This window comes from Bacillus sp. 0102A (assembly GCF_036765155.1).
GTDB lineage: Bacteria > Bacillota > Bacilli > Bacillales > Bacillaceae > Bacillus > Bacillus subtilis_G.
In genome coordinates this window covers 1-25,483 of the sequence record NZ_JBAIZW010000014.1, presented here as the reverse complement: position 1 = coordinate 25,483, position 25,483 = coordinate 1, and the positions used below count along the sequence as shown (strand labels likewise).

Here is a 25,483-nt window from a genome sequence, read left to right as displayed (position 1 = left end):
ATTCAAAACAAAGAACAATCACCAAACAAGACAAAGCGCAAGTAGTCTATGATTTAAGGCATAAATATCCGGTGAAAGCACTTCTCAGGCTCGCAGGTATTCCGCGCAGTACCTACTATTATTGGGCAAAGCATTTCGATCGCCCTGATCGAGATGCCGACATGAAAAAGATGATTCAAACCATTTTTAAGGAACATCAAGGCCGTTATGGATACCGTCGTATTCGTGATGAACTAGAGAATCGGGACGTAAGGTTAATCACAAAAAAGTGCTGCGTATCATGAAAGCCCTCGGACTAAAATGTATGGTTCGAAAGAAAAAATATCGTTCGTACAAAGGAACAGTTGGCAAAGTGTCGCCTAATAGTTTAGCTCGTAACTTTAAAGCTGAAAAGCCAAATGAGAAATGGGTCACGGACTTGACGGAGTTCAAATTATTCGGGCAGAAGCTGTACTTATCGCCCGTATTAGACCTGTTTAATGGTGAGATCATTACCTATACGATTGGTTCAAGACCTGTTTATTCCCTTGTTTCGACGATGCTTGATCAGGCATTCGAGCGTTTGAAAGATGAGGAAAAACCCATTATGCATTCTGACCAAGGCTGGCATTACCAAATGGAGCATTATAGGCATGCTTTAAAAGAACACGGGATTACGCAAAGCATGTCCCGAAAAGGCAACTGTTACGATAACGCCGTTATGGAGAATTTCTTCGGCATCCTAAAGTCTGAATTTCTGTACCTGAAGGAATTTAAGAACCTCGAACACTTTAAGCAGGAACTTGAACGATATATTGACTACTATAATCAAAAACGAATAAAGGCAAAACTAAAAGGCATGAGCCCGGTACAATACCGAACTCACGCCTCAAAAGCTGTCTACAGAAAACCTGTGTCTAACTTTAGGGGGTCACTTCATAAGCGGGCGTTTTTTTGGTCTAAAGAGAGACAACAGACGAAAAGCTCGTTGTCTATTTGTCTATTTCCCCTATTCATTGTGCAATTTGTATACCTTTTCCCCCTCTAACCTTTTGGGAATAATAATATATCAGATAAACAATCAGAAAGACTAAAGCTGCGGCAGCATAGTATAACGGCATCGCCAAGAAAGGAATAAAATTCGCTATGACCACCAATATAATGATGTTTATTCCATAAAAGCTTGTAAAGCGTAGTAAAGCCATATGCCCCCCCACCTATTTCGACTATTTTAACAAAAAAAGAAAGCTGCTGAAGAGCCGTTTTTGAGACGCGATGTCACAATTTAAAATGGGAAGAATTTTTCCCACATCTCTTCTCAAAAAAGGGCGCTTAACGCACTTTAAGGCTGTCGAGAAAACCTCGACAGCCTTAAAGAATCCCCTTATTCTTTTGAGATCTTTTTTAAAAGTGTTTAGCTACTTTCTATTGGGTTCTAGACGTTCGGTATGATCTACCATTTTTACCTCAACAGGTTTCTTTGTAACTTTTTCTTTAAAACCAGCAAATCTTTTATTTACCGGCACCTCGAATTTATAAAGATTGTTACCCATTGTAACTTCATAAACGTCTTCTTCAAGAATCCATTGCTCTACTAATTCTTGTGGGTCGCTCTTAGCTGTTAATTCTACTTTATCTTCAATTGTGGTTGTTTTGCCAAATTTCTCCCCCCATAGTCTCTTGAATAGAATAGTGAATTTCTTGTTCAAGATCAAACATCATGACATCAATGGGAACACTTATCTTTACTTGAGTACGAATATCAAAAATTTCAACAGTAAAATGTTTCTTTCTTCTAACGCTTGTGTGCGCCTGAAAACTTTTGTGGTATGCAATTGCCAAAATAAAAAGCACCTCGAAGGATGCTTTTTGATAGACTTTATTTCGCTCTTACATCAAATTGCGTTACAAGTCGCATATTAATATTTGCAATACGCTTACCATTCTCATACTCATACCAATGTTCACATTCTTGTAATTCTTTGATAAGTGCTTTCTCAGATTCTGCATTTACTTTAGCTGTTCTTACATTTCCATTGTCAAACCAAAAGTCAACTACAATGTTCATAACCTTTCACCTCTTGTTTTATTATCAAACAAGAGATCTAGAAATGTAACAGTTTGCAAAATTTGTCGAACGATTCTCTATTCCTCATTGGGTTTATTCTAGTGCAAAAAATGTGTAAAAAGGAATCAATTCACATCGTTTTCTACCGTATTCTTGTCCAATTAAAAAACTCCTAGAAACACCAAAAAACCCTTGTTTTACAAGGGTTTTAAAGCTTTATGAATCTGAACCCATCTCATTTAAAAAACGCTCTAGGAGAGATTCGAACTCCCGACCTGCAGTTTAGGAAACTGCTGCACTATCCGCTGTGCTACTAGAGCTTTTGTATTTATATAGTAGCTCTGATGATCAATATTTTCAAGCCGTTTGTATTAAAGCCCACCAAAAACCTTATACGCGGCCCTTGTCGTATCTTCATCAATACCGATATACCGCATTGTAATCGAGGGTGATGAATGATTCAGTATTCTCTGCAGCTCTGCAATGTCTTTTGTCCGCTGATAAAAATGATAGCCAAACGTTTTACGGAGCGTATGCGTCCCTATCTCCTCAAGTCCGCATACCGCGGCGGCCTCTCTTAAAATTCTGTAGGCCTGAATCCGGGAAATCGGCTTTCTGGTTCGGACAGATTTAAAAAGATATTCGTTTTCCTTCATATCTTTCGTATACTCGTATATTTCCTGTTTCAGCGATTCTAAAATAAGAATCTTCCTTTTCTTTTTCGTTTTGCTTTCAGTCGCCCATAAATGATCCTTATTTTTAACGTCCTTCACTTGCAGCGGCAGAATATCAGAAATACGGAGCGCGCTGTTGATGCCGAAAATAAACAGAAAGTAATCCCGCTTGTTTTTGTTGAGCAAATACCGTTTTACATCTTGAATTTTTTCTAAACTGCGAATCGGCTGTACAATATGCATCAAAAAACTCCTTAAAAACAGTTATGTAACGTTTTGAGGTCTATGTTACTATTATAGCTGAAAAACGTTGAATGTCAAAGCGCGGCGGCATTTATGTAACATAATATACATAGTGTTACATAAGCGAATGAAGAAGCATTTAAAACCTCCCTCCCTCTTAAAATCGTTATAAAGCCTCATATAAAGGTTTTAATCTATTTAATACTTATCACTCTAGGAATCATCAAAAAACCTCTTAAAACAAAATCTGACGATTCGGTTTTTCCGTTGCTTTTAAAAAGATATACAAAAAAAGACACAATTTGAAATTGTGTCCTAATCTTCATCCTTTACATCAATATCTTCTGGGATTGGTTCATTTAATATTTCCTGCACAAGTGCTTTGTAATTCTCCAACTGTTCAAGATGCGTTTTGAACTGCCCCTTATAAATCAAAAATTGCTCACCGTCATGAACGGCCCTGATGTTTCCTTGAAGCACCAAGCTTTTAATATAATCCTCTGACAGATTTGCATATTCTGCTGTTTCTTTAATCGTTAAATACATATAGCTTCCTTTCTTAATCCGTATGCTGATTCTAATATAGCACATGGCTCATAACAATTTAAGAGTATATAGGGTTCTTGGTGCAAAATTAAAAGAGAATAAAGCACATAGATTTCTAACAAAATCGTAATTTATGCTGCAAGTCGAAATAATTGATGGATGAATTCTTTTGTATAGCTTCTACTCCAGAAAGGATGGATGTAAGCTGTGCAAAACATTTGAACCCTAGCATAGAACGGCTTCGCTACTTTAAAAAGCGATAATCGTTATTCAAGTACTTTTTGTTGTCTAAGTTGCATATCCCCAGGTTGCTTTTTTCTTTCTTCAACTGTTCAATTGCCATAGGATAAGCAGAGTACTTATCGACTGTTATCAAACGTGAAAGACCGCCGTGTGATGGCAACCCGTGGGAGTATGATCATATTTGTACTCCCTGATTCCAAAACCATATCGTTTCATGTCGATGGCCTGCGATATAGGGAATCGTCTTCAACCCTTTGATGTAGTTGAGTTCTGCTAAAAATGCTATATGTCTGATCAGACAAGTTGTAACTCCTTCCCATTGTTTGCGAAGCCTCGTTCAAGTTCCAGCAGTCGCGTTTTCATTTCCATTCCGCCGCGATAGCCCGTCAGCGATCCATTTTTGCCGATAACACGATGGCATGGAACAGTAATGAGGATCGGATTCGTTCCAATGGCCCTCCCAACGGCCCGAACCGCAGTCGGTTTTTGAATTTGTTGAGCAATATCCGAGTAGGAGCAAGTTTGACCGTACGGAATATCACAGAGTGCCTTCCATACGGCTACCTGAAAAGGTGTGCCGCGATAAAAGATTGGAATGGTAAACCGATTGAGCTTGCCTTGAAAATAATGAACAAGCTCATCTGCAAAAGATTGCAATTTTTCGTCATCTCGAATCAGGTCGTTTCCAGACAAGTAATGATTTGCCCATTTCACCAATTCTTCGAATGGCTGATTTTGTGATCCGACAAAACATAGACCATCATTTGTTGCGGCAATGTACATCTTCCAGTTTTCATAAAAAAACAAGGACCAATAGAGAGAACTGCTTTTTTTAGCTCCCATTTGAAAAAGCCTCCTTCAGTGTTGTTTTTGCCGTCTACGGTAAGCTTCCGGCGTTTGTCCGGTTTTCCTCTTAAACAGCGTGATAAAATATGATGTATTGGAAAGTCCGACAGACTCACCAACTTTAGAAACTGGGTCATCACAAGTAGTCAATAACATTTTCGCCTTTTCTATTCGAACATGCTGGATGTAGTCCACCGGGGTCATGCCTTTGAGTTTTTTAAAGGTTCTATGCAAGTGATAAGAGGTACCATGACTCAGAAGCACAAGGACTTCGAGCGTCAGCTTTTCATCACAGTGGCTATCCACATATTCGGTTATGAAAGCAATCCACTCCTCATCGGGCAATCTTTGTCCGGTTGGCTTGCACCGTTTGCAAGGACGAAAATGTGCGGCTAGTGCTTGATCAGCATTTTCAAAAAAGCCAATGTTTTCTCTTTTGGGTACTCTTGATTTGCAAGAAGGGCGACAAAAAATCCCTGTTGTTTTCACTGCATAAAAAAATCGGCCGTCATAAGAAGCATTATTATCAACAACAGCCTGCCATTGTTCATCAGAAACAGGGGCAGGTAGAATTGGACTGTCACATTCTGGTTGTTGATTAGTTCGGTTTGAATTCGTTTTCCAATCGTATGTCATTTTGAATCACCTCTAGCTTCAGTATAAACCCGGAAACCCTCAAAGCAACTTATTGAAAGCATTTTAGAATGTAACAGCAAGATAATGAAATGACAATGACGAGTTGTTATGTAATCATACATAGTCTGATTCATATAATTGGAGAGGTTCAAAAATCTGTGGAGCCAGATATCAGGTCTGAGGTTTGAATTCACCTCGTCACCAGAGCCATATTTTTTGGAAGAGTGGAAAGTGTAGAGAGCGAGCCCTTCAAGATCAATTGCTGCGAACCAATGCACTTCATATTATAATTAATGCTATAAGATGTGAAATATAGTCTATATGAAAAAGCTGAACGCAAGGGTGAATTTCGAGAGGGCTTAATGCCGTATATATGGCCTTTAAGTTGGGAACACATCAATTTCTTAGGAGAATACAAGTTTGAGGGATTACATTCAACAAGTTTATATCCCTTACGTCCTTTAAGTAAATAAAGAGCCGAATTTGCTTAGCGTGGGTTTTTCTGAAATGCTGGCGGCATGACTTATAACAATATAATCAATTTCACACAGAAAAACTGGTGAATGTTCTATATAATATACCATTTGTCACTTGTGAAACCGCTGTAATTTTTTTACGCTAAGATTGTAACATTACAGCTTCATATAGGAGGGAGAACATGAAAAGAACGTGGAACATCTGTTTAACAGCTCTGCTTAGTGTTCTGTTAGTCGCTGGAAGTGCCCCTTTTCACGCGGAAGCTAAAAAGCCGCCCAAAAGCTACGATGAGTACAAACAAGTAGATGTAGGGAAAGACGGCATGGTTGCCACCGCGCATCCTCTCGCTTCTGAAATCGGTGCTGATGTGCTGAAAAAAGGAGGAAATGCCATTGACGCAGCGGTCGCTATTCAATTTGCACTCAATGTAACAGAGCCGATGATGTCAGGCATTGGCGGCGGCGGTTTTATGATGGTGTATGACGGAAAAACAAAGGATACAACGATCATTGACAGCCGTGAACGTGCTCCAGCAGGCGCAACGCCCGATATGTTTCTCGATGAAAACGGCAAAGCCATTCCTTTCTCTGAGCGTGTGACAAAAGGAACTGCTGTCGGTGTTCCAGGTACGCTGAAAGGGCTGGAGGAAGCTCTGGATAAATGGGGAACCCGCTCGATGAAACAATTAATCACCCCTTCTATTAAACTCGCTGAAAAAGGATTTCCGATTGATTCGGTGTTGGCAGATGCCATTTCGAAATATCAGGAAAAGCTGTCACGAACTGCTGCAAAAGAAGTATTTTTGCCAAATGGCGAGCCGCTTAAAGAGGGTGATACGCTGATTCAAAAGGATTTGGCAAAAACGTTTAAGCTGATTCGCTCAAAAGGCACTGACGCTTTTTATAAAGGAAGATTTGCCAAAGCGCTTTCAGGCACTGTACAGGATTTTGGCGGATCAATGACGGAAAAAGATTTAGAAAATTATGACATCACAATCGATGAACCGATTTGGGGAGACTATCAAGGCTATCAAATCGCAACTACTCCTCCTCCAAGCTCTGGCGGTATTTTCTTATTGCAAATGCTGAACATACTTGATGATTTCAACCTTTCCCAATACGATGTCCGCTCATGGGAAAAATATCAACTTCTTGCTGAAACGATGCATTTGTCTTATGCGGACCGTGCGTCCTACGCAGGTGATCCCGAATTTGTAAATGTTCCCCTTAAAGGCCTGCTTCACCCCGATTATATTAAAGAACGCCAGCAACTTATCAGCCTAGACCAAGTGAATAAAAAACCGAAAGCCGGTGACCCTTGGAAATACCAAGAAGGATCCGCAAACTATAAGCAAGTCGAACAGCCAGAAGACAAAGTAGACGGCCAAACAACACACTTTACAGTTGCCGACCGCTGGGGAAATGTTGTTTCCTATACAACGACAATTGAGCAGCTATTCGGAACGGGTATTATGGTCCCTGATTACGGCGTCATTTTAAACAATGAACTAACGGATTTTGATGCGGTTCCAGGCGGAGCTAACGAAGTTCAGCCGAACAAACGGCCTTTAAGCAGCATGACCCCGACGATTTTATTTAAGGATGACAAACCTGTCCTCACCGTCGGATCTCCTGGCGGGGCCACCATTATTTCATCCGTATTGCAAACCATCCTCTATCACATCGAATACGGCATGGAATTAAAAGCAGCTGTTGAAGAGCCGAGAATTTATACAAACAAGATGAGTTCCTACCGTTACGAAGACGGAGTTCCTGAAGAAGTCCTCAGCAAACTAAACGGCATGGGCCACAAATTCAGCAAAAGCCCGGTAGACATCGGAAACGTACAAAGCATTTCTATTGACCATGAAAACGGCACCTTTAAAGGCGTAGCTGATTCAAGCAGAAACGGCGCGGCGATCGGCATTAATTTAAAATGTAAATAAAAAGAAAAAAACTGTACTCGCTTTAAACGGGTACAGTTTTTTTGTCTACAGACTTTATATAACGGGCTTCAGTGATACCTGATAAAAATCCCGAAGTGCCAAAAAGATGCCGGCTTTCTCGAAAATTGCCTGAGCTCTATGTTCAGCTTATGGAGGTAACAGACATCATCTTATCATTTCGTTTACCTCGTGAATAAAGGCCTGAAACGCACTCGTCATAAAAAAATCTTTTCTGTATATAAATACGATCTCTAAATCTTGATACGCTTCGGGAAGCTGATGAGTATATACATTCGTACGATCAACAGTGGATTTCGGAAGCAGGGCCGTTCCCAACCCGGCGGATACTCCTCTTATAATGGCTTCCAATGTGCCAAACTCTATGATTTTTTGATTTTGAATGCCTGCTTCCTCCAGCAATCTTTTGACCCTGTCACGATGAGAACAGCCAGCTCCAAAAAAGAGCATCGGCTGCCGAAGCATGTCTTCTGCCGTCCCTTCCCGTGATGAAATCAAAACCAATTCATCACGGGAAACAGGGATTTGTCTGACATCAGAGTTCTCAACCGGTCCGTATACAAAAGCGCCATCAACTGTATGATCGAGAACCTGTTGAATCAAATTGTGCGTATCAGCTGTATTGACTGATAAATCAACTTCAGGAAAACGATTGAGGAAGCAGGCCGCATGCTCAGGCAGATGCGTTACAGCTGTTGTTTCCAACGACCCGATCCGCAAAGGTCCTTTTGGATGCAGGCTCATCTGTGCCGATTTTTCAGCTTCGTCTAACAGTGCTAATACTTGATCAGCATATTGCAAAAGATTTTCTCCGGCAGCGGTCAGCTTCATCCCCCGATTCGTTCGATGAAACAGCCTGATATTCAAATCTTCCTCAAGGTTATGTATTCTGACTGTCACATTCGATTGAACATAATTCAGTTTCTGGGCTGCCTTCGTTATGCTTCCTTCGCGGGCAACAGCCCGAAAAATCTTTAAATCTCTGCTTTCCATAGGAATTCACCTTCTTGCTATGATAAAAAGTGATATCGGCTATCATTTTTGTTCATTTTACTTGAAGAAAACCGCTATGTAAAATAGGTGAAGATATGAAAATACAATTCAATGAGGAGGCAGACAGCATGAAGGCTGTAATTCACAACGGGAAAGCCGGACTTCTGGGGGTATCGTTTCAAGACGTTCCATCAAAACAGCCCGGATACGGCGAGGTAAAGGTAAAATTAAAATCTGCAGGTCTAAACCATCGCGACCTGTTTCTTATGAAAAACAACTCTGAACAAGATCCTCATGTGACACTGGGGTCTGACGGCGCAGGTATCATTGAAGAGGTCGGTGAAGGCGTGAAAAACGTTGCAGTTCAAACTGAAGTGATTATTTTCCCGACACTGAACTGGGATTTGACAGAAAATGTACCGTCTGTTCCGGAAATTCTGGGAGGCCCTTCTGACGGAACACTTGCTGAATATGTGATCATCCCTTCACAAAATGCGATCAAAAAACCTTCTTATTTATCCTGGGAAGAAGCAGGCGTTTTACCTTTATCTGCTTTAACCGCTTATCGGGCCCTTTTCACAAAAGCCCAATTGAAAAAAGGCGAGCATCTATTGATACCCGGCATCGGCAGCGGTGTTGCAACCTATGCGCTCTTCATGGCTAAAGCGATCGGGGCGACAGTAAGCGTGACCTCCCGCAGTGAGACGAAAAGAAAAAAAGCGCTGCAATTAGGTGCTGATTACGCATTTGATAGCTACAGCAACTGGGATGAACATTTGCATGGAGAAAAGGTTGATGTGGTTCTTGACAGTATAGGCCCCGCCCTCTTTTCGGAATATTTCCGCCATGTAAAACCGAACGGCCGTATTGTCAGCTTTGGGGCAAGTTCAGGTGATGTTCTCAGTTTTCCGATGCGTTCTTTATTCTTTCCTCAGATCAATGTATTGGGGACCTCGATGGGAAGCTGTGAAGAATTTCACGATATGCTCGCTTTCATTGAAAAATACCAGCTGCGTCCTGTACTTGACAGCACATATCCTTTAGAAAAAGCATGTGAAGCATATACCAGAATGCAGGAAGGCAGACAGTTTGGGAATATCGGAATCATAATGAAATAAAAAAGAAACCGGCTGTTCAAACAGACCGGTTTCTCTTATATGATAATCCCCTTTATTTACGGAAGAACTGAACTCCCCATCAAATATCGATCCACTTCGCGCGCCACTTCACGGCCCTCATTAATCGCCCATACGATTAAGCTTTGACCTCTTCTTGCATCCCCTGCGGCAAATACGCCATCGATATTTGTTTGATAATCCCCATATGTTGCGCTGATTTTATTATTTACAGAATCAACACCAAACTGTTTCAACAGCGGCTGTTCTGTACCTTCAAAGCCGATAGCAATGAAAACAAGCTGAGCAGGCCATACTTTTTCCGTTCCAGGCAGCTCGCGGAACTCGTATTTTCCATGCTCATTTTTCACTTTTTCCATTTGAATGGTATGCAGTTCTTTCAACTTGCCATTTTTATCCGCAACCAATTTTTTCGTTTGAATCGAGTATTCTCTCGGATCTCTTCCGAATTTTGCTTCCGCTTCTTCATACGCGTATTCGAGTGTAAAAACGTGCGGCTGTTCAGGCCACATATTGCCATTCGTGCGGGCTGGCGGAAGTTTCGGGTGTTTACCGAATTGGTGCACGCTTTTGGCTTTTTGCCGCAGAGCAGTAGCCACACAGTCAGCTCCTGTATCTCCGCCTCCGATTACAATGACATCTTTCCCTTTGGCATCAATGAATTGCTTGTCTTTAAAGTTAGAATCTAGATAGCTTTTTGTTGCGAGTGTCAGGTAGTCCATCGCGTAATGGACTCCTTTTGAGTCGCGTCCTTCAATTAATAGATCCCGCTGTTTTTGAGCGCCTGTGCACAGAATCACCGCATCAAATTGCTCCTTCAGCTCACCAGCTGTAATGTCAACGCCGATTTCTGTGTTCGTGACAAAATCAATTCCTTCTTGCGTCAGCAATTTAACCCGGCGTTCTACAATGCCCTTCTCAAGCTTCATGTTCGGAATACCGTATGTTAAAAGACCGCCCGCTCTGTCTGAGCGTTCAAAAACAGTGACGGAATGTCCCGCTTGATTCAGCTGGTCAGCACTCGCCAGTCCGGCTGGGCCCGATCCGACAACGGCCACTTTTTTGCCTGTTCGTTTATTAGGAATTCTAGGCTGAATCCAGCCGTTCTCAAATCCTTTGTCGATAATGGTTCGCTCGATGTTTTTAATAGATACGGCCGGGTCTGAAATCGCTAACGTACATGATCCTTCACAAGGAGCGGGACATACCCGCCCTGTGAATTCAGGAAAGTTGTTTGTTTTCAAAAGACGCTCCAATGCTTCTTTCCATCTGCCCCGGTAGACAAGATCATTCCACTCAGGAATTAAGTTGTAAATCGGACAGCCGGATGTAAATCCGTTAATGTCCGCACCGATCTGGCAAAACGGTGTGCCGCAATCCATACACCGCGCCCCTTGCCGTTTCGATGCTTCTTCTGAAAAAGGAGCAGAATATTCTTTCCAATCCTTTAAGCGAGTGAGAGGGTCCCGCTCAGCAGGTTTTTCTCGTTTGATTTCCATAAATCCAGTTGGCTTCCCCATATTCCTCTCCCCTTTCTTACTGTACTACCGCTTGTTTTTGTCCCGCTGACGCTGTATTCTGCTTTGGTTTCGTGTTGGCTTCAAATGCGTACATGACAGCTTCTTCATCTGATAAACCTGCAGCTTTTTGCTCTTCGATGCTTGCGAGCATTTGTTTATAGTTTTTCGGAATGACTTTGACGAATTTGTTCACGCTGTCTTCCCATTGGTCTAACAGGTCTGCCGCTTTTTTGCTGTTTGTATAAGCAGTATGTTTTTCAAGCATTGCTTTGACTTGCTGGATTTCTTTCTCATTCACTAATGATTCAAATGAAATCATCTCGAGGTTGCATTTGCGTTTAAACGCTTTTGCATCTTCGGCCAATACATAAGCGATTCCGCCGGACATACCTGCCGCGAAGTTTTTGCCTACATCACCGAGAACGACAACACTGCCGCCAGTCATGTATTCACAGCCATGATCGCCGATACCTTCTACAACCACGTTCACACCGCTGTTCCGAACAGCAAAGCGTTCACCAGCACGTCCGTTAATATAAGCTTCCCCGCTTGTCGCGCCGTAGAACGCCACGTTGCCGATAATGACATTGTCATCTGACGCGGAATTGAATTGTTCCGGTGACTTGACGATGATTTTTCCGCCAGAAAGCCCTTTCCCGACATAATCATTTGAGTCTCCGTCCAAATAAAGCGTCATCCCTTTAGGAACAAAGGCTCCAAAGCTTTGTCCGGCTGATCCGGTAAACTGCAGCTTGATCGTATCTTCCCGAAGTCCTTCTTCTCCATAACGTTTCGAAATTTCACTGCCTGTGATCGTTCCGGCTACACGGTTTGTATTGTTAATTTCGAGAGAAACATCCGCTTCTTTTCCAGACTCGATAGCTTCTTGGACGACCGGGAGAATCGCTGTAATATCTAGTGATTCATCAATTTTATGATTTTGCGGCGATTGGAACGTCCGTACGCCTTCAGGCTGATAAAGCAGGGTAGACAAATCAAGTTGGCTTGCCTTCCAATGCCTCTTCGCCCGTTCACTCACATTGAGTACGTCAGTGCGGCCGATCATTTCATCAAATGTCTTGAAGCCTAACGCAGCCATATACTCACGAACTTCTTCAGCAATGAACAGCATATAGTTCACAATATGATCAGGATCTCCCATGAACTTTTTACGAAGTTCTGGATTTTGTGTCGCTACCCCGACAGGACACGTATCCAAGTGGCAGGCACGCATCATGACACAACCGAGTACAACTAACGGAGCCGTTGCGAAACCGAATTCTTCGGCACCAAGCAAAGCAGCCATAATAACATCGCGGCCCGTCATGAGCTTTCCGTCTGTTTCTAATACAACACGTTCACGAAGTCCGTTCAGCATTAATGTTTGATGTGCTTCTGCGAGGCCAAGCTCCCACGGAAGCCCTGTATGTTTAATACTGGTTTTCGGAGAGGCGCCTGTACCACCGTCGTAACCGCTGATTACAATGACATCGGCAGTCGCTTTGGCAACACCTGCAGCGATTGTCCCTACGCCTGCTTTTGATACCAGCTTCACGCTGATTCTTGCGTCTCGGTTGGCATTTTTCAAATCGTGAATCAGCTGGGCTAAATCCTCAATCGAATAAATGTCATGGTGCGGCGGAGGTGAGATTAATCCGACACCAGGCGTTGACCCGCGGACATCGGCAACCCAAGGATAGACCTTGTTGCCAGGCAGCTGTCCGCCTTCACCCGGTTTAGCACCCTGCGCCATTTTAATTTGCAGCTCATCTGCATTGACAAGGTAATGACTCTTGACACCGAAACGTCCAGATGCAATTTGTTTGATCGCGCTTCTTCTGTCATCGCCGTTTTCATCTGGAACAAAGCGTTTTGGATCTTCTCCGCCTTCACCGCTGTTGCTTTTTCCGCCAAGACGGTTCATTGCGATCGCTAAAGCTTCGTGCGCTTCCTTACTCAAGGATCCAAATGACATTGCACCCGTTTTAAAGCGTTTGACAATCGATTCAGCGGATTCGACTTCCTCCAATTTCAGCGGCTTGCCGTTTCCCCCAAATGCGAACAAGTTCCGTAAAAATCCGATGCGTTCTTCATCTGCCGCTTTTGTATACTGCTTAAACAAATTGTAATCATTTCTGCGGCACGCCCATTGTAAGGTATGAATCGTTTTCGGATTAAACGCGTGATGCTCTCCGCCGTTTCTCCATTGGAAGTCACTTCCCGGTTCAAGCGTTTTGCTGTAATCATCCTGATACGCTTCCCGGTGGCGGCGCTGCGCCTCTTCGGCAATTGTTTTCAAGTCGATGCCGCCGAGCTGTGATGCTGTTCCTGTGAAATAGCGGTCAATCACATCATGGCTGATACCTACCGCCTCAAAGATTTGGGCGCCTCTGTAGCTTTGTACAGTTGAAATCCCCATCTTGGACATGACTTTGACGACACCTTCAGTAATGCTTTTTCCATATTTGCTGACCGCTTCTTCATAGCTGATCTCCAAACGGCCTTCATCAATTTCCTGCTTGTAGGTCGCATAAGCGAGATAAGGGTTTATCGCATCCGCACCATAACCGATTAGTGATGCGAAGTGATGCACTTCACGCGCTTCTCCTGATTCCACAATAATGCTGACTTTCGTACGCAGCCCTTTGCGGATTAAATGCTGATGCAGCGCGCTGACTGCCAGAAGCGGCGGAATTGGTGTCAGGCGTTCGTTCATCTTTTTATCTGATAAAATTAATAGACTTACACCTTGGCTGATAGCTTTCTCAGCCTGTGTGAACATGTCCTTTAATCCGCGTTCAAGATCCTCTGAAAACAGCACGTCGATTTTTTGGCTTTTTAAATCAGGATGAACGATCGTTTTCAATGCGTAAAACTGTTCATTGGATAAAACAGGTGTATACAATTTAATCCGGCGAACGTTTCGTTCACTTGGGTGAAGAAGATCGCCTTCTGCGCCGAGCCAAGTCATTGTAGAAGTTACAAGCTGCTCACGAATCGCGTCGATTGGCGGGTTCGTTACTTGTGCAAACAGCTGCTTAAAGTAGTTAAACAATGATTGCGCGCGGTCTGACAGGACAGCAAGCGGCGAGTCATTCCCCATTGAACCGAGAGGATCTTTGCCTTCTTTAATGACAGGAATTAAATATTTTTGGATATCTTCATATGTGTATCCGAATGCCTTCTGACGAGTAAGAAGATCTGTAAACTGTTCTTCCTCTCTTGTTTCCGGATCAGGGTTCACTTGGACAAGCTCTTCTTCAAGCCACTTTTGGTACGGGTACTCAGTTGCAATTTCTGTTTTGACTTCTTCATCCGAGATAATACGGCCTTCTTCCAGGTCGATTAAAAGCATTTTTCCAGGTTCAAGGCGATTTTTATATAAAACATTTTCCTGTTCTACTTCAATAACGCCTACTTCAGATGAGAAAATAATATAATCATCTTTGGTTACATAATAACGCGCTGGACGGAGACCATTCCGGTCAAGGACCGCACCAATTTGTTTACCGTCAGTAAATGAAATGGCTGTCGGTCCGTCCCAAGGCTCCATCAAAGAACTATGGTACTCATAAAACGCTCTTTTTTCCTTAGACATATGCGTATTTTCCGTCCACGGCTCAGGAATGAGCATCATTGCTGTATGCGCCGGTTTGCGTCCAGCCATCACAAAAAATTCAAATGCGTTATCCAAAATGGAAGAGTCACTGCCGTCAGCATTCAAAATCGGCAGAATCTTGTTCAAGTCCTCTCCAAAGTTTTCAGATACAAATTGCTGCTCACGCGCTCGCATCCAGTTGATGTTTCCGCGAAGGGTGTTGATTTCACCGTTGTGAACCAGATAGCGGTTTGGATGCGCTCTTTCCCATGTAGGGAAAGTGTTGGTGCTGAAGCGTGAATGAACAAGCGAAAAAGCAGAAACGAACGCTTCATCTTGCAAATCAGAATAAAACGCATCAACTTGTTCAGGTGTTAAAAGGCCTTTGTAAACAATGGTCTGGCTTGAAAGACTGGCAAAATAAAAATCAAGACCTTCCGTTACTCCCCAGTTTTCAGCCTGTTTACGAATGACATACAATTTTCGTTCAAAAGACAAGTTATCCTTCAGATCAGAACTTGCACCGATAAATACCTGACGGACAAACGGACAGCTTTTTTGCGCTACTGTTCCGATTTTTCCGACATTTACAGGTACAGTTCTCCATCCAAGAACGGCTTGGCCTTCTTGTTCAATCAGTGCATTGATCTGCTTTTCGATTTTTTTTCTTTCTTCTTCCTTCTGTGAGAAAAAGACCATTCCTACCCCATAACGCCCTTTTTCCGGCAGATTGATGTCTTTGCACTCTTTTCTAAAGAAAGCATCAGGGATTTGAACCAGTAAGCCGGCACCGTCTCCTGTATCCGGATCACTGCCTTGGCCTCCTCTGTGGTCTAGCTGACAAAGCATCTTAAGCCCTTGTTTGACGATGTCATGAGTCGCTTTGCCCTTTAAGTGCGCGTATAGTCCGATTCCGCATGCATCATGTTCAAATTCAGGACGGTAGAGACCTTGAGCTTTCGGCATTTGATTGTACGTCATAATTCCTCTCCCCCGATCAATTTCCGATAATACCGGTCATAAAATCTAACACTCTATAATCATTGTAGGTTTTCAAAACGATATAAACAATATATAATTTAGATCAAAAGAATCTCAAAATGAGATAGATGGATGTGAGATAAACATGGAGCTGCGCCAACTGCGTTATTTTACGGAGGTGGCTGAAAGAGAACACGTTTCAGAAGCCGCTGATCATTTGCATGTGGCCCAATCAGCAATCAGCAGACAAATTGCAAACCTTGAAGAAGAATTAAATGTGACTTTATTTGAGCGTGAAGGGAGAAATATCAAACTCACGCCAATCGGGAAAGAATTTTTGATTCATGTGAAAACGGCGATGAAAGCCATCGAATATGCGAAAGAACAAATTGATGAGTATCTCGACCCGCATCGCGGAACGGTAAAGATCGGTTTTCCTACAAGCCTCGCGAGCCAGCTTTTGCCGACTGTCATTTCAGCATTTAAAGAAGAATATCCGCACGTCGAATTTTTGCTGCGCCAAGGCTCCTATAAGTTTCTGATTGAAGCTGTCAGAAACCGCGATATTGATTTGGCCTTATTAGGGCCGGTGCCGACGAATTTTCCTGACATAACAGGAAACATTTTATTCACAGAAAAAATTTACGCGCTTGTTCCATTAAATCATCCGCTTGCCAAACAAAAAACGGTTCAGTTAATCGATTTGCGCAACGACCAATTTGTATTGTTCCCGGAAGGATTTGTGCTTAGAAAAATGGCGATTGATGCTTGCAAACAAGCCGGCTTTGCTCCTCTTGTTTCTACGGAGGGTGAGGATTTGGATGCCATCAAGGGATTGGTTTCCGCTGGAATGGGCGTTACTCTCCTGCCGGAAAGCACATTTGCTGAAACGACACCTCGTTTTACTGTGAAGATTCCAATTGAGTTCCCTCAAGTGAAACGGACTGTCGGGATTATTAAACCGAAAAACAGAGAACTTGCGCCGTCTGCGAATGACTTTTATGAGTTTGTTATTCAATTCTTCTCTAAGCTGGAGCAGTATCAATAAAAAATCAACCCGAGCTTCGATAAAGAAGCTTCGGGTTTTTTTGCTTTGGTAAATGTTTTTAATTAATAGACAGGCAAAGATAAATCAACATGGCATACAAATGCTTCCTGATCAATGACCGCTTTGTTCATCAGTTCTTTTTTCTTGTCGGGTTCTTGAAGCTGTACAGAAGAATAATTGACGATTCCGAGCCCGATTTCTGCCCCTTGCGAATCCATCAGCCTGACAACTGATCCGTTCTTGAATTTCCCTTTAATCTCCTGTACACCGTCCAGATATAAACTCGATTGCCCGTTTGTTATTTTTCGTGAATAATCATCTGATAAAATCATTTCACCTTCAGGACCGGAATTAAAAGCGATCCACTGCTCCTTACGATTCAACGGAAGCGTTCCCTCAGCTTCAAAATAAGTGCCTTCCGCCTCTTCATGAACGGCTTGATATAAAATATCATCAGCATCTGCCTGACCAAGAAATCCTTTAATGCCGGATGCCATTACAATTTTAAACGCATCAAGCTTGGAGCGCATGCCGCCGGTACCGACGTCGCTTCCAGTGTCACCTGCGCATGCTTCGATATCGGGCGTTATCTCATTCACCAGCTTCATCCTTTTCGCTTCTGGATTTGCGCGCGGATTGCCGTCATATAATCCGTCGATATCTGATAAAATCACAAGCATATCCGCATCGATTAATCCCGCGACTTTTGCTGCAAGCGTATCATTGTCGCCAAACTTGAGCCGATTGACGGTAACTGTATCATTTTCGTTTATAATCGGGATGATGCCGCGTTCAAGCAGTACATTCATTGTATTCCGGACATTATTATATCGATATTCATCAGAAAAATCGCTTCTCGTAATTAAAATTTGGGATGCAACATAACCATGCGCCAAAAACAGCTTTGAATATGCTTCCATCAGCAGGCCCTGCCCGATTGAAGCTGATGCTTGTTTTTCGGGAAGCTTCTCGGGTCTTTGGATAAATCCGAGTTTTCGATATCCCGCCGCCACTGCTCCTGACGAAACCAAAATGACTTCATAGCCGGCGTCTTTTAGTTTGACGACCTGGTCGACCAATGCTTCTAATTTCCGAATGCTGATTTCTCCATGAAGACTTGTTAATGAACTGCTTCCAATCTTCACAACGACTCTTTTCATGTTTATATCAGCCGTCACTTTACCACTCCTGACAGCGGTGCCGCTGTTTTTTCGATATTGTCGCTGATTTCCTTTGATCGCTCAGCCGCATGTTTAATCGCTTGAGAAATCGCTTCTCCGCCGCCGCTCTGTTTCAAGGCTTGCAGCCCGGCAGCTGTCGTTCCGTTCGGCGACGTGATATTGTCTCTTAAGACCTCAGGCTGTTCTCCTGTTTCCATGAGCATTTTTGCGGCACCCAAAAGCGTCTGTGCGCCGATGCTTCGTGACAACTGTTTATCAAGGCCTGCTTCCTCGCCTGCCTTCTCAATGAATTCCATTAAATAATAAAAATACGCGGGGCCGCTGCCGGCAATTCCGGTGAATATGTCCATTTGATCTTCTTCGATTGTATAGACTTCACCCATGCATCCGAGCAATGCTTCGGCCAGAATTTTCAGGTCTCCTGTCACATGCTCGCCAAGCGCAAGGGCCGTTGCAGAAGCGCCGATCATACTGGATGTATTGGGCATCACTCTGACAACCGGCTGTTGATTAAGCAATGATTGTTCAATAAAAGAGGTGGTTATGCCGGCAAGGACCGACAATATTAATTGATGGGGTTGAATACGTGATTTTAGTGATGACAGAGCGCTTTCGGCGTCTTTTGGCTTCATTGCCAACACGAGCACATCCATGTCTTCAATACATAATTCATTCGGTGCAGCGCCTTTGATTCCATATTGAAGTTCAAGTTCAGCTAATCGCTCTGTATTGCTGCGGTTTGTAACGCAGATGTTCTGTTTCGGGATTTTGTTGGCACGAACGATACCTGATATCATTCCTTCCGCCATAGATCCTGCTCCTATAAAGGCTACTTTTTTTTGATCAAAGATCGGTAACATCTCCTTTGTTCGCTTTTTTGTTCGCATTTTCACACGTTTAAAATGTTACCACGTGAGGAAATGTTGTCAAGTAAGAAGGTCATCATTGATTTGTATTGTTTCTTTTCGACAAATATGTATACTGTAAAGCAAAAACACCCAATGGACACTGCTTAGCCGGGTGTTTGTTTATCTTAAAAGTTATCTGAAAGCGCTTTTTCAATCAATTTTTTGCAGCGATCCAGCTCAACCTTCAGCTGTTTTTTATATAGTTTGGCAGCTTCGTAATCTTTAAATTGATAGAGGACGACTTCTTGGAGCTTAGCCCCTTCTTTTTTTACTTTGATCTGCTTTAATATCCCGTCATCAAGAAGCTCGTGCAAAGACCGGTAAACTTCTGTATGATTTGGCTTAAAACCAATCTCTTTAAATTCAGATCGAAGCACTTCAAGCAGCTTTAAGCCGTAAAGTCTCTCTTGCTCTGTCATTGTGATCATATAAAGTTTCAAAAATGCGCGCTGTTTGACTAAAAAGCCAGTTGAACTCCTTTTTTCCTCTTTCATCATAGGCACCCCCTTCTTCTGTCACTTAAAACACGATGTACTAAATATTCAATTTATTCTTTTGTTTTCCTTCTTTATATTAAAGACTGATACTGCAGAAATCTTATATTTAGTGTTTATAAGTGGAGCGGACTAACAAATCTTTATGAATATTTAGTACATAGTTTTTTTAGTTCTATTATAACAGATTTTCACTGGTATCATCAAATTAAAATGAATAAAACGACTTTGCCGTTAACCATTTATTAACACGGATGAAATCAAACAAAAAAAGCCTGTCGAAAGACAAGCTTCACATTTTTACGGATTAGTTGACCATAATCCTGCTGTTTTAATAAAAATTCGCGGATCTAATTTCAATTGTGCCACCATGTATTCAGCAAGATCCTCTGGCTGCATCACCTTTTCAGGATTACCGTCTGTTAAATTCAATTCAATAGACATATCACTAGCGACAGTGCTTGGTGTTAACGCGCTCACTCTGATATTATGCTTTCTCACTTCTTGCATAAGAGACTCTGTTAATCCGAGAACCGCAAATTTAGAAGCGCTGTAAGCACTTGTCACAGCTGCTCCTCTTTGGCCCGCTGTAGACGAAATATTAATGATGTCTCCGGCTTTGCGTTCGATCATTTCCGGAAGCACCGCGCGAGTGACATGGTACACACCCATCAGGTTGACTTGTATAATATTTTCCCACTCATCAGCTGACAGATCTAAGAAGCCGCCAAATTTGCTGATTCCCGCGTTATTAATGAGGATATCGATATCACCGAGCTGTTCCTTCACTTGAGCTACAGCATGGCTAACCTGCTCTGCATCTTTTACATCCGCAGCGGCAAATGCAGCTTTTACACCAAGCGCTTTGACTTCTCCTGCCACTTTTTCAACATTTTCGGCAGTCCGGCCGATTAACCCGATATTCACGCCTTCTTTCGCAAGCGCAAGAGCTGTAGCGCGGCCAATTCCTCTGCCTCCGCCCGTGATAAGAGCAGTTTTATTTTGTAAACTTTGCAATTGAAGCACCCTTTCTTTGTTTACATATGTACGATACCACATTATAAGTACAAAAGATCCAATACGCAAATCAAACGTACTGAGCAAATATGATGTTTTTTGATTAAAAAAGCGAAATTAGGGTAATGACATAAGAAAAGGAGTGAACATATGGTTATTGTTTATATCAGTCTCGCAGTATTAGCTATTTCTATCATTTTCTTAGGGATTAATGTGATTCAAAACAAGAAAAAAATAGATCCTGCACTAAAGGAGCTCACCTCTGTTACGCACGCTATGCAAAGACAAGTCAAAGGATTAAAAACCGAGGCGCAGCTGCTGACACAAAAACAAAAGAGGATTCAGCAGGATGTCGAAATGAAAAAAACCGCCTTTCAGCAGACAGCAGCTGAAGTGAAAGAAGTTCCTCAAGCAGTCAAAGAGGTGTGGCAGGCACGACATTTTAATAACAGATAAAGATGAATGGTATCCCGTTGTTACGATCAGAATGGACAATGGGATATCATTTTTTGAGGAGGCTTACACATGATTGTAAACCGCAGCTGCTTAGAGGCGTTCACAGAGAAACTACATACTCTTTCTCCTTCTCTTACAAAGTCCGATTGACTTACTTCTCACCAGCACAGCCTCCGGAACTTTTTCTGCCTTCATGGCTTCTCCCATCCATCAGGCGTGAACGGCCATCGTTTGAAACCGTTTAGCAAAACAAAGAGCAATTAGAAAGACAAATTCATTCCTTTACTTCCTCAGTTTTGAATTCATTATAGAAAAGAGGAAATAAAAGGGATATGATAAACAAAAACACAAACTTGGGGAGTGGTTGAATGTTTCCTGTGTTAGAAACGGATCGGCTTACACTTAGGCAAATCACAGATCAAGATGCAAAAGCCATTTTTGCTTGTTTTTTAAACCATGGAGTGACACGCTATTACGGACTTGAAAACATGGAATCTATAGAAGAGGCTACTTCAATGGTTCAAACGTTTGCCGCTCTTTATCAAGAAAAACGCGGTATACGGTGGGGAATGGAAAGAAGAGACACCAAAGAATTGATCGGAACAATCGGCTTTCACGCTTTGGCTAAAAAGCATAGGCGTGCAGAGATCGGTTATGAAATCATCCCGGCACATTGGCGAAACGGATTTGCATCAGAAGCCATTTCAGAGGCTGTATCCTACGGGTTTGCTCGCCTTGGCCTGACGCGTATTAGCGCAGTTGTATTTACCCAAAATGAAGCATCGAATCGACTGCTCATAAAAATGGGATTCGAAAAAGAAGGCGTCTTAAGACAGTATATGTATCAAAATGGAATCCCTTATGATACAAATGTATATTCTATTTTAAAATCAAGCGAATGAACGGACGACATTCTCTTCTCTTTAAAATGTCCGATATGACACCTTAATTCTCGATCACTGCCTTCCGGATTTTAACAAAAAAACAAAGAGATGCATAGCGTCCTATGCATCTCTTGTTCATTCTCCCCTATTCATAAATTCCTTTATTGACCCTTTTTCTTGTAATAAAACCTCCAAGGAAACAAAACACAGCTGACCACATCAAAATATAGACAACCTGAGTTTTGTATTGCCACATTGCATGCCCCATTTCTACCCCGTGAATGAAAGTCATATACGCTTTTTGCGGCAGTATCGCACAAAGGCCATTCAATAATGGATGATGTGGAGCAAAAGAAAGAAAACAGCCTGACAATACACACGTGACCACACTGATACCGCTCGCCATCAAACTGATGTTTCGCTCCATCACGGAAGCCATAAAGATAGCGAATGCTGTTGCAAGCACTGTAAGAATACCCAGTAACCCAGCAAGAACATCCAAACGGAAACCAATTTCAGCATGAAAGAATACATTTGTAATCACGATGGCCAAGTAAGTAGGTATGTATAGACATAAAAACGTAAAGATAAACTGAACAAGCAAATATTTCCCCACAAGTACAGGAGACACCAAAATTCTTCTGAAGGTTCTAAGCATCCGGTCTTCTGGATATAACGAAGCTAATGCCACACCTTGCATCAAGACAAGCATTACGATAAAGCCTAATATATTCGTTCCTGTTCCCCGTTCAGTCCTTAATTCATCCTCTCCGCGATAGCTACCTGGCATTTTTCCAGAGTCGAAAAATTGCTGAATCATTTTTTGATCCGCTTTGCTTTTCAAAGTGGTCACTTTGTATTCGCGTTGATTTTTTTCAACGATAGCCGCATATTTCCCTAACACCAGATCAGAAAACTTCGGCTTCTGATGCACCGTCACCACTCTAAATGCAGAATCACTCGGCATATACTGGACGTCGCCCTGATCTGTTACAAAAGCGATTGTTTCTTTGAAAACCGGCTTACCGGAAAACATAATCGCAACGCCAATCATCAGAGGGATGATGATCGCTGCAAGGATGATAATGGCTTTTTTGGTGAGGATTCGCTCCCACCTGTTTTGAAATAAACTCAGCATACATATCCCTCCGGCTTAAATACAACATGCGAAACGGCAATACAAATGATTGAAGCAAATAATAGTCCTGACAAAACAGGCAGCAGCATACTGAAATCGTGATCATAAATGAGGAGAAATGAACATTCTGTTACCCATTTAACCGGAGAAAAAAGTGATATGTTATTGACTGTATCTCCAAATCTGTGAATCCCGAAAAATACACCGCCAAAGTTCAAATGAAAAATCGTCTGGGCGATCAACACATTCACACTGTACATAATGACACTGAATATCCAGGTTGATAGTAATTTAGAAAGATAAATACCGGTTGTCGAAACGGGCGCATATACAATGCGGAGGTTCGCTTTCTTCACCTTTTCCTCCATAAACGTATTAGAGGCTGTCATAGCGATCAAAGTTGCAGCAAAAATCATCATATTCACGCCGTAATAATCATACGAACTGACTCCGCCTGCTCCAAAGCTGTTTTTCGTCACAAAGCCCATGACCAGAATGAGAACGAAAGGAAAGGCCGTATTGGCGATCACAAGAACCGGATTCCTTACAATATTCATAAAATCAAACGTTATCAATTTTAACAAACTCATTTCGCTCTCCTAATCTCTTAAATTTCTTCCCGTCAGCTCTAAAAATACTGTTTCTAACGACGCCTCCTGTTTGTTCATGCTTAGGATGCCGCAGCCTCGGGCACCCAACTCTGCTATAATTTCACTTAGGTGATCTTGGTTCTGCCGAACGGTCACTTTTAGTTGATGCTCGTCTGAGAAATCAACTCCTGTCACTCCATTGATTCCTCTGATTGAATTTATATTGAATTGCTGAACATGTTTCAGCTGAAAAGTGTATGTTATCTCTTTATTTACTTTTCTGTATAACTCTTCTTTTGTTCCATTAGCGATCATTCTTCCTTCATTCATAATCATAATGCGATCTGAAATCGCCTCGACTTCTTCCATATAGTGGGTAGAGTAAATAATGCTTGCCCCTCTTGCCTTCAGTTCTTTTATTGACTCCAAAATGTGATTCCGGGATTGCGGATCGATTCCTACCGTCGGCTCGTCCATGATAATCAATTTCGGCTGATGGGCAATGGCACACGCGATGTTTAATCTTCTTTTCATTCCGCCTGAAAACGTCTTTGGCTTGTCATCTTTCCGATCGTATAGCTGCACAAGCTCCAAAGCCTCTTTTACCCGGGCTTTCAATTCTTCTCCTTTAAGAGAATAAAGACTTGCAAAAAAACGAACATTTTTTTCAGCAGAAATCTCCTCATAAATCGCGATATCTTGAGGCACAATCCCGATGCCTTTCTTCATGTCCTTAGACCCTTTTTTTACATTATGGCCCAATATCGTAACGTTTCCGGAACTTGCCGACAATACCCCGGATAATATATGAATGGTTGTGCTTTTCCCTGCACCATTCGGACCTAACAAGCCGAGAACTTCCCCCTCTCTCACTTCAAACGAAATCCCACCTACTGCCGTTTTGTTTCCATACTGCATTTTCAACTCTTTTACTGCCGCCACGTTGTTCATACGTTTCTCCTTTTTACTTTCTCCGTTTTGCGAATTCCTGCAATACATTTGTTTTCAAATGATCCCGATTTTGTTCAATGTCAAAATCAGCAGCATCTTCTTCAAAACCATCCTGTTCTTCTCCATCGAAACTGTATAGCTTCTTCAATAAAATCCATAATGTTTCCAGCTCTTCCATAGAAAACCCTTTAAATAGATCTGCCATAAAGTACACCGCTTTTTCACCGCATTCCTCTGTGACACGTTTTCCTGAATCGGTAATCTTCACATTAACCGCTCGCTTGTCGCGTTTACTTGGCACAGTGGTGACATAACCTCTTTTTTCAATACCGCTAACAAGTCTGTTGATGTTTTGTTTTGAAGTGCCTAATTTTTTTGCAATGTTGTTGAATGTCGTTTCCTCTTCCGGTAAATGCATGATGGCAACCATCGTCATAAATTGTCTTGACGTTAAGATTTCATAATAATCGTCCCCGCGTGATTGGATTTTGTTCAAAACGGAAAAAAGTGTAGCGTAAGACTGCTGCATTAGAAATAAATCTTTCAGTTCTTTGGAATAATCCACGATGTTCCCTCCTTAGAAAGACAATATATTGTCTATATGATCATAACATTTCTCGTTTAATTGTCAATATGTTGTCTATTTTTCTCATCGAAAGAGGTAATGTTGCGGCTCGTCATCGTGAATTCAATGAAGTAATAGCATTGGAGAACGCTATGAATCTGTTTTTGGGAGAACATTCGGGCGAGCAAAAACGTGATGAACGGACACGAAACAAACATCGCAGTCTTTTATTTTGTCTCATATCGTGACTGTAATGATCAAATTCCGTCCAGGTCATTCTTTTGCGGCATTCGTATCGGAAGTCTTACATTGATTGCTGAACGAATAACGAAAAAAGCACCCCTGTAA

General features: G+C 42.2%; 22 protein-coding genes, 1 tRNA gene and 4 pseudogenes. 8 read left to right on the top strand and 19 right to left on the bottom strand.

Annotation, left to right across the window (positions count from 1 at the left end):
• Window positions 1-868 (top strand): annotated as a pseudogene (locus V6D41_RS21215) (IS3 family transposase); the annotation flags it as partial.
• A gap of 529 nt (window positions 869-1,397) precedes the next feature.
• Here V6D41_RS21215 and V6D41_RS21210 read toward each other — a convergent pair.
• From V6D41_RS21210 to V6D41_RS21175, 8 genes and pseudogenes are all read right to left on the bottom strand, one after another.
• Complete coding sequence (locus V6D41_RS21210) at window positions 1,398-1,688, bottom strand: hypothetical protein (protein WP_333519547.1); 291 nt, start codon at window positions 1,686-1,688, stop codon at window positions 1,398-1,400.
• Between the two features lie 170 nt (window positions 1,689-1,858).
• Window positions 1,859-2,047, bottom strand: coding sequence for a hypothetical protein (locus V6D41_RS21205; protein ID WP_010330622.1), 189 nt, complete (start codon window positions 2,045-2,047; stop codon window positions 1,859-1,861).
• A 247-nt stretch (window positions 2,048-2,294) separates the two neighbouring features.
• Window positions 2,295-2,367 (bottom strand) — tRNA-Arg (locus V6D41_RS21200).
• A 51-nt stretch (window positions 2,368-2,418) separates the two neighbouring features.
• On the bottom strand, window positions 2,419-2,964 hold the full coding sequence (locus tag V6D41_RS21195; RefSeq protein ID WP_333519546.1) for a site-specific integrase: 546 nt from the start codon (window positions 2,962-2,964) through the stop codon (window positions 2,419-2,421).
• A 315-nt stretch (window positions 2,965-3,279) separates the two neighbouring features.
• On the bottom strand, window positions 3,280-3,510 hold the full coding sequence (locus V6D41_RS21190) for an excisionase family DNA-binding protein (RefSeq protein WP_333519545.1): 231 nt from the start codon (window positions 3,508-3,510) through the stop codon (window positions 3,280-3,282).
• Window positions 3,511-3,641: 131 nt separating this feature from the next.
• Window positions 3,642-3,904: pseudogene (locus tag V6D41_RS21185) on the bottom strand (DDE-type integrase/transposase/recombinase); the annotation flags it as partial.
• 143 nt (window positions 3,905-4,047) lie between these two features.
• Window positions 4,048-4,596: a methylated-DNA--[protein]-cysteine S-methyltransferase gene (locus tag V6D41_RS21180; protein ID WP_333519544.1), complete on the bottom strand. Its 549-nt coding sequence runs from the start codon at window positions 4,594-4,596 to the stop codon at window positions 4,048-4,050.
• Window positions 4,597-4,611: 15 nt separating this feature from the next.
• Window positions 4,612-5,235 (bottom strand): bifunctional transcriptional activator/DNA repair enzyme AdaA, encoded by a 624-nt coding sequence (locus tag V6D41_RS21175; RefSeq protein ID WP_333519543.1) that lies wholly within the window; start codon window positions 5,233-5,235, stop codon window positions 4,612-4,614.
• Window positions 5,236-5,449: 214 nt separating this feature from the next.
• On the opposite strand from V6D41_RS21175, the pseudogene V6D41_RS21600 reads away from it, so the two are divergent.
• Window positions 5,450-5,708 (top strand): annotated as a pseudogene (locus tag V6D41_RS21600) (Tn3 family transposase); the annotation flags it as partial.
• A 185-nt stretch (window positions 5,709-5,893) separates the two neighbouring features.
• The gene (gene ggt, locus V6D41_RS21170; protein WP_333519542.1) at window positions 5,894-7,657 is read left to right on the top strand and encodes a gamma-glutamyltransferase; all 1,764 of its coding nucleotides are present in this window, start codon (window positions 5,894-5,896) and stop codon (window positions 7,655-7,657) included.
• A 165-nt stretch (window positions 7,658-7,822) separates the two neighbouring features.
• Here the strand turns inward: ggt and V6D41_RS21165 are convergent, their stop codons facing one another.
• Window positions 7,823-8,668, bottom strand: coding sequence for a LysR family transcriptional regulator (locus V6D41_RS21165; protein WP_333519541.1), 846 nt, complete (start codon window positions 8,666-8,668; stop codon window positions 7,823-7,825).
• A 128-nt stretch (window positions 8,669-8,796) separates the two neighbouring features.
• Between V6D41_RS21165 and V6D41_RS21160 the strand changes: the two genes are divergently transcribed.
• On the top strand, window positions 8,797-9,786 hold the full coding sequence (locus tag V6D41_RS21160; protein ID WP_333519540.1) for a zinc-binding dehydrogenase: 990 nt from the start codon (window positions 8,797-8,799) through the stop codon (window positions 9,784-9,786).
• A 56-nt stretch (window positions 9,787-9,842) separates the two neighbouring features.
• Here V6D41_RS21160 and gltD read toward each other — a convergent pair whose 3' ends face one another.
• Together gltD and gltB are read right to left on the bottom strand one after the other, a co-directional pair.
• Window positions 9,843-11,324: a glutamate synthase small subunit gene (gltD, locus tag V6D41_RS21155; protein WP_333519539.1), complete on the bottom strand. Its 1,482-nt coding sequence runs from the start codon at window positions 11,322-11,324 to the stop codon at window positions 9,843-9,845.
• A gap of 16 nt (window positions 11,325-11,340) precedes the next feature.
• On the bottom strand, window positions 11,341-15,903 hold the full coding sequence (gene gltB, locus V6D41_RS21150; protein WP_333519538.1) for a glutamate synthase large subunit: 4,563 nt from the start codon (window positions 15,901-15,903) through the stop codon (window positions 11,341-11,343).
• A gap of 145 nt (window positions 15,904-16,048) precedes the next feature.
• On the opposite strand from gltB, the gene gltC reads away from it, so the two are divergent.
• Window positions 16,049-16,951, top strand: a complete 903-nt coding sequence (gene gltC / locus V6D41_RS21145) for a glutamate biosynthesis transcriptional regulator GltC (RefSeq protein WP_087991902.1) — start codon at window positions 16,049-16,051, stop codon at window positions 16,949-16,951.
• 62 nt (window positions 16,952-17,013) lie between these two features.
• Here the strand turns inward: gltC and proB are convergent, their stop codons facing one another.
• From proB to V6D41_RS21125, 4 genes are all read right to left on the bottom strand, one after another.
• Complete coding sequence (gene proB / locus V6D41_RS21140) at window positions 17,014-18,129, bottom strand: glutamate 5-kinase (RefSeq protein ID WP_333519537.1); 1,116 nt, start codon at window positions 18,127-18,129, stop codon at window positions 17,014-17,016.
• Window positions 18,126-19,019: a pyrroline-5-carboxylate reductase gene (gene proC, locus V6D41_RS21135; protein WP_333519548.1), complete on the bottom strand. Its 894-nt coding sequence runs from the start codon at window positions 19,017-19,019 to the stop codon at window positions 18,126-18,128. The genes proB and proC overlap by 4 nt, the downstream gene beginning before the upstream one ends.
• 146 nt (window positions 19,020-19,165) lie before the next feature.
• Window positions 19,166-19,534 (bottom strand): replication termination protein, encoded by a 369-nt coding sequence (gene rtp, locus V6D41_RS21130; RefSeq protein ID WP_003220337.1) that lies wholly within the window; start codon window positions 19,532-19,534, stop codon window positions 19,166-19,168.
• A gap of 300 nt (window positions 19,535-19,834) precedes the next feature.
• Window positions 19,835-20,551 (bottom strand): 3-ketoacyl-ACP reductase, encoded by a 717-nt coding sequence (locus V6D41_RS21125; RefSeq protein WP_333519536.1) that lies wholly within the window; start codon window positions 20,549-20,551, stop codon window positions 19,835-19,837.
• A gap of 150 nt (window positions 20,552-20,701) precedes the next feature.
• On the opposite strand from V6D41_RS21125, the gene V6D41_RS21120 reads away from it, so the two are divergent.
• From V6D41_RS21120 to V6D41_RS21110, 3 genes and pseudogenes are all read left to right on the top strand, one after another.
• A complete protein-coding gene (locus V6D41_RS21120; protein ID WP_333519535.1) occupies window positions 20,702-21,007 on the top strand; it encodes a DUF948 domain-containing protein in 306 nt (101 codons plus the stop codon).
• A 162-nt stretch (window positions 21,008-21,169) separates the two neighbouring features.
• Window positions 21,170-21,332 (top strand): annotated as a pseudogene (locus V6D41_RS21115) (hypothetical protein); the annotation flags it as partial.
• Window positions 21,333-21,375: 43 nt separating this feature from the next.
• Window positions 21,376-21,909 carry a GNAT family N-acetyltransferase gene (locus V6D41_RS21110; protein ID WP_333519534.1) on the top strand — a complete coding sequence of 178 codons (534 nt, stop codon included), beginning with the start codon at window positions 21,376-21,378 and terminating at the stop codon, window positions 21,907-21,909.
• Between the two features lie 127 nt (window positions 21,910-22,036).
• Here the strand turns inward: V6D41_RS21110 and V6D41_RS21105 are convergent, their stop codons facing one another.
• From V6D41_RS21105 to V6D41_RS21090, 4 genes are read right to left on the bottom strand one after another with little or no spacing between them, the layout of a single operon-like run.
• Complete coding sequence (locus V6D41_RS21105) at window positions 22,037-23,029, bottom strand: ABC transporter permease (protein ID WP_333519533.1); 993 nt, start codon at window positions 23,027-23,029, stop codon at window positions 22,037-22,039.
• Window positions 23,023-23,619: an ABC transporter permease gene (locus V6D41_RS21100; protein ID WP_333519532.1), complete on the bottom strand. Its 597-nt coding sequence runs from the start codon at window positions 23,617-23,619 to the stop codon at window positions 23,023-23,025. The genes V6D41_RS21105 and V6D41_RS21100 overlap by 7 nt, the downstream gene beginning before the upstream one ends.
• A 9-nt stretch (window positions 23,620-23,628) precedes the next feature.
• Window positions 23,629-24,570 carry an ABC transporter ATP-binding protein gene (locus V6D41_RS21095; protein ID WP_333519531.1) on the bottom strand — a complete coding sequence of 314 codons (942 nt, stop codon included), beginning with the start codon at window positions 24,568-24,570 and terminating at the stop codon, window positions 23,629-23,631.
• A gap of 13 nt (window positions 24,571-24,583) precedes the next feature.
• The gene (locus V6D41_RS21090; protein WP_333519530.1) at window positions 24,584-25,135 is read right to left on the bottom strand and encodes a MarR family winged helix-turn-helix transcriptional regulator; all 552 of its coding nucleotides are present in this window, start codon (window positions 25,133-25,135) and stop codon (window positions 24,584-24,586) included.
• Window positions 25,136-25,483 lie beyond the last annotated feature (348 nt).